The sequence below is a fragment of the Nonomuraea longispora genome, from assembly GCF_004348345.1.
Taxonomy (GTDB): domain Bacteria; phylum Actinomycetota; class Actinomycetes; order Streptosporangiales; family Streptosporangiaceae; genus Nonomuraea; species Nonomuraea longispora.
In genome coordinates this window covers 18,233-27,972 of the sequence record NZ_SMJZ01000117.1, presented here as the reverse complement: position 1 = coordinate 27,972, position 9,740 = coordinate 18,233, and the positions used below count along the sequence as shown (strand labels likewise).

General features: G+C 71.4%; 11 protein-coding genes. 3 read left to right on the top strand and 8 right to left on the bottom strand.

From position 1 onward, the window contains the following. Positions 1-72 precede the first annotated feature (72 nt). Complete coding sequence (locus tag E1267_RS27065; RefSeq protein ID WP_132336266.1) at positions 73-750, bottom strand: SRPBCC family protein; 678 nt, start codon at positions 748-750, stop codon at positions 73-75. Between the two features lie 160 nt (positions 751-910). On the opposite strand from E1267_RS27065, the gene E1267_RS27060 reads away from it, so the two are divergent. Next, a complete protein-coding gene (locus E1267_RS27060) occupies positions 911-2,257 on the top strand; it encodes a cytochrome ubiquinol oxidase subunit I (protein ID WP_132336264.1) in 1,347 nt (448 codons plus the stop codon). A 10-nt stretch (positions 2,258-2,267) separates the two neighbouring features. Beyond that, positions 2,268-3,149 carry a cytochrome d ubiquinol oxidase subunit II gene (gene cydB, locus E1267_RS27055; RefSeq protein ID WP_132336262.1) on the top strand — a complete coding sequence of 294 codons (882 nt, stop codon included), beginning with the start codon at positions 2,268-2,270 and terminating at the stop codon, positions 3,147-3,149. Here cydB and E1267_RS27050 read toward each other — a convergent pair. Genes E1267_RS27050 through E1267_RS27030 form a run of 5 tightly spaced genes read right to left on the bottom strand, consistent with a single transcriptional unit; the run spans position 3,118 to position 7,695 of the window. Further along, a complete protein-coding gene (locus E1267_RS27050; RefSeq protein WP_132336260.1) occupies positions 3,118-3,897 on the bottom strand; it encodes an ABC transporter ATP-binding protein in 780 nt (259 codons plus the stop codon). The two genes, cydB and E1267_RS27050, sit on opposite strands and share 32 nt — an antisense overlap. Next, complete coding sequence (locus E1267_RS27045) at positions 3,890-4,621, bottom strand: ABC transporter ATP-binding protein (protein ID WP_132336258.1); 732 nt, start codon at positions 4,619-4,621, stop codon at positions 3,890-3,892. Before E1267_RS27045 ends, E1267_RS27050 begins: the two co-directional genes overlap by 8 nt. Continuing rightward, positions 4,618-5,607: a branched-chain amino acid ABC transporter permease gene (locus tag E1267_RS27040; RefSeq protein WP_201761623.1), complete on the bottom strand. Its 990-nt coding sequence runs from the start codon at positions 5,605-5,607 to the stop codon at positions 4,618-4,620. Before E1267_RS27040 ends, E1267_RS27045 begins: the two co-directional genes overlap by 4 nt. Continuing rightward, positions 5,591-6,472 (bottom strand): branched-chain amino acid ABC transporter permease, encoded by an 882-nt coding sequence (locus E1267_RS27035; protein ID WP_132336256.1) that lies wholly within the window; start codon positions 6,470-6,472, stop codon positions 5,591-5,593. The genes E1267_RS27040 and E1267_RS27035 overlap by 17 nt, the downstream gene beginning before the upstream one ends. Beyond that, entirely contained in the window at positions 6,466-7,695 is a 1,230-nt protein-coding gene (locus E1267_RS27030) for an amino acid ABC transporter substrate-binding protein (protein ID WP_220449699.1), read from the bottom strand. The genes E1267_RS27035 and E1267_RS27030 overlap by 7 nt, the downstream gene beginning before the upstream one ends. 101 nt (positions 7,696-7,796) lie before the next feature. Between E1267_RS27030 and E1267_RS27025 the strand changes: the two genes are divergently transcribed. Continuing rightward, positions 7,797-8,855, top strand: coding sequence for a LacI family DNA-binding transcriptional regulator (locus E1267_RS27025; protein ID WP_132336254.1), 1,059 nt, complete (start codon positions 7,797-7,799; stop codon positions 8,853-8,855). A gap of 6 nt (positions 8,856-8,861) precedes the next feature. Here the strand turns inward: E1267_RS27025 and E1267_RS27020 are convergent, their stop codons facing one another. Continuing rightward, the gene (locus E1267_RS27020) at positions 8,862-9,281 is read right to left on the bottom strand and encodes a hypothetical protein (RefSeq protein ID WP_132336252.1); all 420 of its coding nucleotides are present in this window, start codon (positions 9,279-9,281) and stop codon (positions 8,862-8,864) included. A 41-nt stretch (positions 9,282-9,322) separates the two neighbouring features. Continuing rightward, positions 9,323-9,727 carry a hypothetical protein gene (locus tag E1267_RS27015; RefSeq protein ID WP_246064289.1) on the bottom strand — a complete coding sequence of 135 codons (405 nt, stop codon included), beginning with the start codon at positions 9,725-9,727 and terminating at the stop codon, positions 9,323-9,325. Positions 9,728-9,740: the final 13 nt, after the last annotated feature.

The following is a 9,740-nucleotide window of genomic DNA, read 5'->3' as shown; positions in this document are numbered from 1 at the left end:
CCTCCGACCAGCCCGCCCATGACCGCCTGGGGCGGGGTGGGCGGCCGTGGGAGGTGGCGGTTCGGGCCGGGGTCAGGGAGTGCGGCGGCGGGAGCCGCGGCCGAGCAGCCAGCCCAGCACGACACCGCCGACCGCCACCCCCGCGCCCATGCCGAACGACGCCAGCATCACCCACGGCCGTGTCTCCGTGCGCGCCTTGGCGGGACGCTCGTGGACGGCCCCCGCCGGCCGGACGGCGCCCACCGTCGCGGCCTCCGGCTCGGGGACGCCCGGCCCACCTGAATCATCTGTGGCGGTGTCGGCCGTGGGGGCCGGCGCGAGGAGGTGTTCCTCGACGGCCGAGAAGAACTCGCCCGCCGTCCGCCTGGCCACCGATCCGAGCATGCGCTGCCCGACCCCGCCGATCATCCCGCCGATCACGGCGTCGGCGTCGTAGTCCACGCGGGTCCCGCCGTCGATCTCGGTCAGGCGTACCGTGACGGTCGCGTCGACCGTGCCCGGCGCGCCCTGCCCGCGGGCCCTGAGCGTGAAGCTCTCGGGCGCGAGCGGGTCCGTCAGCGCCACCTCGCCCTGGTAGACCCCTTTGATGGACGCGACGCCCGCGTTGACCGTCATCCGGTACGTGTCGTGTCCCGACTCCTCCAGGCGCTCGCACCCCGGAATGGTCCGCACCAGCACCGCCGGATCCTGGAGCGCCGTCCACACCTGGTCCCTCTGAACGCCGATCACGGCGCTGCCACCCACTTTCATGGAGCAACTTTAGGCGGCGGCGACCAGGCCGGATAAGGGCAACACCTGCCAGACGGGAGAAGGACTGTGACCAAGGTCGCACCCCATTGCTCTACAGCTTGTAGTACTACTGCAAGTAGATGTACTACAGCTTGTAGAGCTCAGGGAGTCGACGCAGACAATGGACGCACTTGACCTCGCACGGTGGCAGTTCGGGGTGACCACCGTGTACCACTTCCTGTTCGTGCCGCTGACCATCGGCCTGGGCGTCTTCGTGGCGGCCCTGCAGACGGCCTGGCACCGCACGGGCAAGGAGCACTACCTGCGGCTCACGAAGTTCTTCGGCAAGCTGTTCCTCATCAACTTCGCCATGGGCGTGGTGACCGGCATCGTGCAGGAGTTCCAGTTCGGGATGAACTGGAGTGAATACTCCACTTTCGTCGGGGACGTCTTCGGAGCACCCCTGGCGATGGAGGCGTTGCTGGCCTTCTTCATGGAGTCCACATTCCTGGGACTGTGGATCTTCGGCTGGGACCGGCTGCCGAAGAAGGCGCACCTGGCGTGCATCTGGGCGGCCGCCATCGGGTCCAACGTGTCGGCCTACTTCATCCTCGCCGCCAACGCCTGGATGAAGCACCCCGTCGGCTACGAGGTCGTCGACGGCAAGGCCAGGATGACCGACCTGTGGGCGGTGCTGACCAACTCGACGGCGCTGGCCCAGGTCCCCCACGTGGTAGGGGCGGCGTTCGTCGTGGCGGGCGGCTTCGTGCTGGCCGTGAGCGGATACTGGCTGCTGCGCACGCGCGCGGGCATGTGGCGCGGTGCCGCACGGGGCGCGCTCGTCATGACCGCGATCGCGGGGGCCGTCGTCGCGGGCACGGGCGACATGTCCGCCAAGCTGATGTACGAGCAGCAGCCCATGAAGCTGGCCTCCGCCGAAGGGCTGGAGCGCGACACCGCGGGCGCGGCCTTCAGCGTCGCCCCCGGCGTCGAGATCCCCGCCCTGCTGAGCTTCCTGTCCACCAACGACCCGGGCGCCACCGTCCAGGGCACCGAGGACCTGCAGCGGCGCTTCGAGCAGGAGTTCGGACCGGGCGACTACCGGCCGAACCAGCCGGTCGTGTTCTGGTCGTTCCGGGTGATGATCGGGTTCGGGATGGCCACGGTGGGGCTGTCGGTGCTCGGTCTCTGGCTGACCCGCGGGAGGCGCGACATGCCGAGGTGGCTGGCGCGGGCGTTCCTGTGGGCCCTGCCCCTGCCGCTGACCGCGGTGACCGCCGGCTGGCTGCTCAGCGAGATCGGCCGCCAGCCGTGGACGGTCGCGGGCGAGCTGCTGACCGCCGCCGGCGTGTCCCCCGGCGTGAGCCTGACCGAGGTGGCCATCTCGCTGACCGTCTTCACGCTGCTGTACGGCGCGCTCGCCGTCGCCGAGGTCGTGCTCCTCACCCGGCACGTCCGCGGGGGCGCCGAGGAGGAGCGGCGGCCCGCCGCCCCGGCCGAGCAGCCCGAACCGTCGCTGATGTACTGAGGAGCGGACAGTGATCGATCTGTGGTTCGTCATCATCGCCTTCCTGTGGACCGGCTACTTCGTGCTGGAGGGCTTCGACTTCGGCGTCGGGATGCTGGCCCCGTTCGTCGGGAGGAACGCCGCGGAGCGGCGCCAGAGCCTGCAGACCATCGGCCCGGTGTGGGACGGCAACGAGGTGTGGCTGATCACCGCCGTCGGCGCCATGTTCGCCGCGTTCCCCGCCTGGTACGCGGGTGTGTTCAGCTCCTTCTACCTGCCGGTCACGCTCGTCCTGGCCGGGCTGATCGTGCGCGGCGTCGGCCTGGAGTGGCGCGGCAAGGTCACCTCCCCGCGCTGGTGCGACGCGGGCATCGTGGCGGGCAGCGCGCTCCCGGCGTTCCTGTGGGGCGCGATCTTCGCCGGACTGCTGTTCGGCCGCCCGCTCGCCGCCCTGCTCGGAGGCGCGTTCACGCTGACGGTGTGCGTCCTGCACGGCGCCGTGTTCCTGGCGCTGAAGACCACCGGCCCGGTACGCCGCCGCGCCCGCTCCGCCGCCATGGCCGCGAGCGCCGTGGCCGTCCCCGTGGCCGTGTTCGCCCTGTCGGGCCTCGGCACGCCGCCCGCGCTGGCCGCCATGGGGACGCTGGCGGCGGCCACGGCGCTCATCTGGCGCCGCAGGGAGGGCTGGGCGTTCGCGGCCACGGCGGGCGCCATCGTGCTGACCGCGCTGGCCGTCTTCGTGCGGTTGCACGCGCGGCCCCTGCCGGGGCTGACGCTGGCAGAGGCGGCCTCCGGCGCCTACACGCTGACGATGCTGAGCTGGATCGGGCTGATCACGCTGCCGTTCATCCTGGTCTACCAGGGGTGGACGTACTGGGTCTTCAGAAAGCGGGTCCGGGTGGGCGCGGCCTAGCCGCATCACCGGCCGTGCGGTCAGAGGGCACTCCGCCGAGGTAGAGGCGGCCGAGCCGCGGGTCGGCCGCCAGCTCCCGCGCGGGACCGGAGATGTGCACCCGGCCGAGGTCGAGCACGCACCCGACGTCGGCCATCTCCAGCGCCCTGCGCGCGTTCTGCTCCACCAGCAGCACCGCCACGCCGGCCCCGCGCATGAGGTCGATCTGGTCGAACACGATCTGCGTGTTGCGCGGGTCGAGCCCCATCGACGGCTCGTCGAGCAGCACCACGGCCGGCTCCAGCATGAGAGCGCGGGCGAACTCGACCTGCTTCTGCTGACCGCCCGACAGCAGCCCGGCCACGCTCCCCCACCGTTCGGCCACGACGGGGAACAACTCCTTCACGGCCTCGATCCTGGCGTTCAGCACGGCCTGGTCGCGGACGGTGTAGCCGCCGAGCCGCACGTTCTCCGCCACCGTCATCTCGCGGAAGACGCTGTGCCCCTGCAGCACGTGGGCCAGCCCGCGGCCGAGCAGCCGCTGCGGCGACAGGCCCGCCACGTCCTTCCCCGAAAGCAGCACCCGGCCCGACCTGGCCGTGAGCAGGCCGCTCGCGACCTTGAGCGCGGTGGACTTGCCCGCGCCGTTGGGCCCGACGAGGCAGACGACCTCGCCGGCGCGCACGGTGACGGTCAGGCCGCGCAGGACCGGCGCCGCCCTGCCGTATCCGGCCACGACGTTCTCCAGGGCGAGCAGGACCTCAGACACCGAGATACGCCTCCAGCACCCGGGGGTCCTCTTTGATCGCCGAGGGCGGGCCCGCCGCGATCGGGGCGCCGCGGTCGAAGACGATCACGTGGTCGCACATGCCCATCACCATGTCCATGTTGTGCTCGACGACGAGGAAGGTACGGCCCTCGGCGTTCAGCTCGCGTACGAGAGTGACGATGCGGTCGATCAGCGCCGGGTTGACGCCGCCCGCGGGCTCGTCGAGCAGCACCAGGTCCGGCTCGGCCATGAGCACGGCGGCCAGTTCGAGCAGCTTCTGCTGTCCGTACGACAGGTCACGGGCCTCGGCGTGCTCCAGGTGCTCGATGCCCATGCGGCGCAGCCAGTGGCGGGCCCGCTCGGCCTCGCCCCTGTCGTGCAGCCCGGCCAGCAGCTCGCGCAGGCGGGTACGGCGGACGGCGACCAGCATGTTCTCCAGCACGGTCAGGCGCGGAAAGACCCGGCAGAGCTGGAAGGTGCGGCCGATGCCCGCGTGCGCGATCCGGTGCGGCGCGTGGCGGGTGAGGTCGCGCCCGCGGTAGAGCACCAACCCGGAGTCGGGCCTGATCATGCCGGTGACCAGGTTGAAGAACGTGGTCTTGCCCGAGCCGTTGGGCCCGATGAGGCCGTTGATCCGCCCTTCGCGCAGCTCGACGGTCGCGTCGTGCACCGCGGGCACGCCGCCGAACGACTTCGTGAGTCCTTCCGTGCGCAGCGAGGTCATCGGGCCGCTCCTTCCAGGCGCTGCCCGGCGCTCTCCTCCGGGATGGACGGCCCTGGGCGTCTCCGGGTGAGCCTGGACAGGATGCCCTCCGGCATGAACAGCACGACGAGGATGAGCAGCACGCCCGTCGCGGCCAGGTGCACCTGCGTCTCGCCGAGCGCGATCAGGAAATACTCGCCGGCGGGGGCCACGATGAGCGCGCCCAGCAGCGGGCCGTACAGATGCCGGACACCGCCGAGCAGGCTCATGAGCACCATGTACGAGCCGATGAGGATGGAGAACATGAAGATCGGGTCGAGGCTGCCGAACCAGAGCGCGTAGAGCCCGCCCGCCAGCGCCACGAACAGGGCCGACAAGGCGAAGGCCGCCACCTTGTACGCCGCGGTCGGCACGCCGAGCGACTCGGCCTTGTCCTCGTCCTCCCTGATGGCCCGCAGGCCGGCGCCGAAGCGGGAGCGGGAGACGTACCACCAGGACAGCAGCGCGAGCCCGAGCAGCACGAGGAACAGGTGGAAGAAGACCATGTGCGTCTGGCCCCGGTGCAGGTCGGGGAACGGCGAGGGCACCTGCAGGCCGGTGGAGCCGCCGGTGAGAGAGCGCCAGCCCTGCACGACGAGGTTCATCATCGACACGAGCGCGATCGACACGATCACGAACGACGCGCCCCGCACCCGTACGGCCGCCACGCCGACGCCCACCGCGAACACGGTGACCAGCAGCGCCGAGACCGGCAGGGCCAGCGCCCACGGCACGTCGAGCCGGGTCACGAGCAGCCCGGTGCCGTACGCGCCGAGCCCGAAGAAGGCCGAGTGGCCGAGCGAGACGTAGCCGGTGAAACCGCCCAGGAGGTTCCAGGAGGTGGCCATGGCGGCGTACATGACGGTCAGCGCGCCCGCGTACACCAGGTAGTAGTTGGGCACCAGCCACGGGTAGGCGATCGCCAGGGCGGCGGCCAGCAGCGGAAGCCCTCTAGAAGCGGTGCGCAAGACGGCCTCCGAAGAACCCCTGCGGGCGGGCGAGCAGGGTCAGGAAGAGGAAGACGTAGAACATCATCGTCGCCCAGGTGGCGTCCACGGTGACGAGCACGACTCCCTCGACGACGCCGAGCAGGACGGCGGCCAGCGCCGCGCCGGCCACGCTGCCGAGCCCGCCGACCACGATGATCGCCATCAGCTTGCCGATCCACACCCAGTGGGAGGCGGGGAAGAACGGCGTGATCAGAGCCAGCACGGTCCCGCCGACGGCGGCCGTGGCCAGGCCGACGCCGAAGCCGTAGCCGGCGACCCGCTCGGTCGGGACGCCGACCAGCCTGGCCGCCTCACGGTGCTGGATGGTGGCCCGCAGCGCCTGCCCGAACCTGCTCTTGACCAGCACGGCGAAGAGCACGCCGAGGGTGAGCGCGGCGACCGCGAAAGCGATGATCTTGTCGTAGGGAAGGTGCACGCCGGCGACGGTCAGCGACCGGGTCGCGTACTCCATGCTGACCGACTTGTAGGAGCCCGTGTAGAACGTGCCGAGCAGCCCCTCGATCGTCAACGCGAGCCCGAACGTCAGCAGCACCGACATCATCGGCACGTTCTCCGGCGCCAGCCGGGCGACGAGCAGCCGCTGCACCGCCACGCCCAGCAGGAAGAAGAGCGGCACGGTCACCGGCAGGGCCAGGAACGGGTCCGCCCCGAACACCGTGTGCACCGTGTACGTCAGGTAGGCGGCCAGGAACAGGAACGCCGGATGGGCCACCATGACGACCCGCATCACGCCGAAGTACAGCGACAGGCCCGAGGAGAGCAGCGCGTACAGCCCGCCCGTCAGCACGCCCAGGGCCAGCCCCTGCAGGAGCAGGCTCACCATGCCTGCTTCGGGTAGACGAAGTCGGCGGTCTTCGCCTGCTCGGGCAGCACGATCTCGATCCTGCCGTCCACGTACTGCTGGATCATGTGCGCCTGCTCGGGCCGGCCCTTGTCGTCGAAGGACAGCGGGCCCACGACGGTGTCGAACGTGCCCTGCCTGATGTGCTCGGTCAGCTTGTCCTGGCACTCCTTGCTCGGGTCGGCGCACCCGGCCGCGGTCACGGCGGCCTCGATGATCTGGCCGACCGTGTAGCCGTTGGCCGCGTCCTCGTTGGCCGGCCCGCCGAACATCTCCTTGTAGCGCCCGACCATCTCCTCGTTGCCGGTGAACGTGGAGGCGGCCGACCACCCGACGGGTGAGACGATGTGCTCTGCCGCGCCCTTCACCGCGTCGGGGAACTCCGCCAGCGTCGGCCCGGTCGAGAACGCCGCCAGCTTGGGCTGCACCTTCAGCTCCTGCAGCGCGCGCACGAGGCCCACGGAGTCCTCGAACTGAGTGCCGCCGACGACGAGGTCCGGCTTCGCCGCGGCGATCTTGGCGGCGATGGGCGAGAAGTCCGTGGTCTCCGGCGGGTAGACCTCGTCCACGACCGTCTTGATCCCGGCCTCGGCCAGCCTGTCGCGCAGCCCGTACGCGGTGCCCTGGGCGAACGGGTCGTCCAGGCTCGCGTACGCCGCCGTCTTGGGCCGCTGGTCCTCCGGCAGCTTGATGAGGTGGTCGGCCAGGTAGTCGTAGTGGTCGTCGGCGATCGCGGGGGCCGCGTAGAAGAGCCGCTCGAACCCCTGCTCGAAGACCTCCTTGGCGGCCCCGGCCGGCTCCACGAACACCATGCCGTACGACTCGGCGACCTTCGCCGCGGGGATCACCAGCCGCGACGAGAACGGCCCGAACACCAGGTCGACCTTGTCCTGCGTGATGAGCGACTCGTAGTCGGAGCTGACCCGGTTGGGGTCGGAGGCGTCGTCGCGGAAGATCAGCTCGACCTTCCTGCCCAGCAGGCCGCCCTTGGCGTTCACCCGGTCCGCCCAGACCTGGTAGCCCTCCTGGATGCCCTTGCCCGGCTCGGAGAAGTCGCCGGTGAGCGGGAGCGAAATGCCGATCTTGACCGGGCCCTGCTGCTGCCCGGGCGACGGGGCGGCGCCGGGTCCGTCGGTCTTCGCACAGGCGGTCAGCGCCAGACCGCACATCGAGGTGATCACTAGGCGGCTGAAAAGTCGTGGCATCGAGGAGGCTCCCGTCAGGAGAGGCGCCGCGAAAGCGCTTTCGTAAGCGCTTTCGGTTACGATTACACGGGATTCAGCCCCAGACAAGGGGGTTCGTCCGCATGGCAGAGCGACCTTCCGTTCCGTCCCCGCCCCGCCTGGTCGACGTGGCCAGGGCCGCGGGGGTGTCGCTGGCGACGGCCTCCCGCGCCATGACGGGCAGCACAGGGGTGAGCGCCGAGGTCGCGGCCCACGTCCAGGCGGTCGCCTCGCGCATCGGCTACGTGCCCAACAGCCACGCGCGGGCGCTCGCCGGCGGTCAGGTGTCCATGGTGGGGCTGATCGTGCACGACGTCGGCGACCCCTATTTCGGGGAGATCGCCAGGGGCGTGCTGCACGAGACGGAGCTCCGCGGCTACCTGGCGCTGATCAGCCAGACCCAGCGCGACCCGCGGGCCGAGCTGGCCAGGATCCGCGCGTTGCGGGCCCACCGGGTGAGGCTGCTCGTGATGGCGGGCTCCGGTTACGTCCGGGCGGCGTCCCAGGGGAGCACAGGGGCCGACGCCGACATGGCGGCCGAGGTGCGCTCGTTCACCGCCGCGGGCGGCCGGCTCGCCGTGATCGGCCGCCACCACCTGCCCGTGGACGCGGTGCTGCCCGACAACGCCGCCGGCGGCGCGACGCTCATGCGGCACCTGATCGGCCTGGGCCACCGCCGTCTGGGCGTGCTGGGCGGCCCGCCGAACCTCACCACGGTCGAGGACCGCCTGGCCGGGCTGCGCACGGCGTTCGGCGCGGCCGGGCTCGACTGGCGTTCCGTCCCCGTCGTGCACGGCGACTTCACCCGGGAGGGCGGCGCGGCGGCCACGGCCAGGCTGATGCGGGCGCACCCCGACCTGACGGCGGTGGTCGCGCTCAACGATCCGATGGCGGTGGGCGCGCTGTCCTGGTTGCTCAACGGCGGGCGGCGGGTGCCCGGTGAGATCTCGGTGACCGGGTTCGACGACGCGCCGGTGGCGCGCGACGTCTATCCGGCGCTCACCACGATCAGGCTGCCCATGGCGGGCATGGGCAAGCAGGCGCTCGACCTCGTCCTGCGCCCGCCGGCCGGTCGGCCGCGCCGCCGCCGCACCTCGCACGAACTGGTGGTACGGGCCTCCACGGCCGCGCCGCGCGCGTGAGCGGAACTAGCCGACGACCCTCATCTTCCGGGTCGCCGGATCCGTCATGTGGACCTCGCCGCCGAGCCGCTCGCTGAGCAGGTCGAGCACCTTGCGGCTGGACAGGACGGTCCACAGGTCGCCCGTGAGGTGCGGGGTGCCCGCGGGGGCGGCGCTCATCCAGGCGTCCCTGCCCGCGCGCGTGGCGAACGTCGTCACGACGAACTCGCCGTCCGGGGTCGCGCAGTGTCCCGAGCGGACGCCGGCGCCGCCGGTCCGCAGGCGCGGCTCACACCCGACCCTGGCGGACAGTTGCTCGACGGTGGGAGGCGCGGCTCCGGCCCGCGCGCCCACGGCGAGGTAGCCGCCGCTCCCGTCGCCCGCGGAGCAGGCGGTGACCAGCCCGGCCAGCAGCGCGAGAGCGGCCACGCGCGGAGGGGTCGTCATGCCCTGAGGTACGCGGTCCGCGTCTCCGGGGTTCAGCACGGTCAGGAGGCAGGTGTGGGCGTCTGCGAGACGCGGTGGTCGGTCAGGTGCAGGTCGCCGTCGAGCCGCTCCTGGATGGCCTCCAGCACCTCGAGCGGGCCGAGGACGGTCCAGCGGGGTCCGACGAGGTGGGGGTTGTACTCGGGCGCCTGGTCCATCCACGCGTCCTTGAGCGCTTCGGTCTTGAACGTGTTGACGAAGAACCTCCCGTCGGAGGTCTTGCAGAACCCGGTGCGCAGATCGTCTCCTTCGACCTGCATCTTCGGCTTGCAGCCGACCTTGGCGGACAGCTGCTCGACGGTCAGCGGGGCCGCGGGCTGCGGCTTCGCGCCTGCTGCGACGTAGTCGCTCCAGCCCTCTGAGGAGCATCCGGCGACCAGCCCGGCCAACAGCGCGAGAGCGGCCAAGCGTGGAAAAGTC

Excerpts from the sequence above, each read along its gene's own strand:
- E1267_RS27065 (WP_132336266.1), bottom strand. The coding sequence starts at position 750 with ATGAAAGTGGGTGGCAGCGCCGTGATCGGCGTTCAGAGGGACCAGGTG.
- E1267_RS27060 (WP_132336264.1), top strand. The coding sequence starts at position 911 with ATGGACGCACTTGACCTCGCACGGTGGCAGTTCGGGGTGACCACCGTG.
- E1267_RS27045 (WP_132336258.1), bottom strand. The coding sequence starts at position 4,621 with ATGACCTCGCTGCGCACGGAAGGACTCACGAAGTCGTTCGGCGGCGTG.
- E1267_RS27035 (WP_132336256.1), bottom strand. The coding sequence starts at position 6,472 with ATGGTGAGCCTGCTCCTGCAGGGGCTGGCCCTGGGCGTGCTGACGGGC.
- E1267_RS27030 (WP_220449699.1), bottom strand. The coding sequence starts at position 7,695 with ATGCCACGACTTTTCAGCCGCCTAGTGATCACCTCGATGTGCGGTCTG.
- E1267_RS27025 (WP_132336254.1), top strand. The coding sequence starts at position 7,797 with ATGGCAGAGCGACCTTCCGTTCCGTCCCCGCCCCGCCTGGTCGACGTG.
- E1267_RS27020 (WP_132336252.1), bottom strand. The coding sequence starts at position 9,281 with ATGACGACCCCTCCGCGCGTGGCCGCTCTCGCGCTGCTGGCCGGGCTG.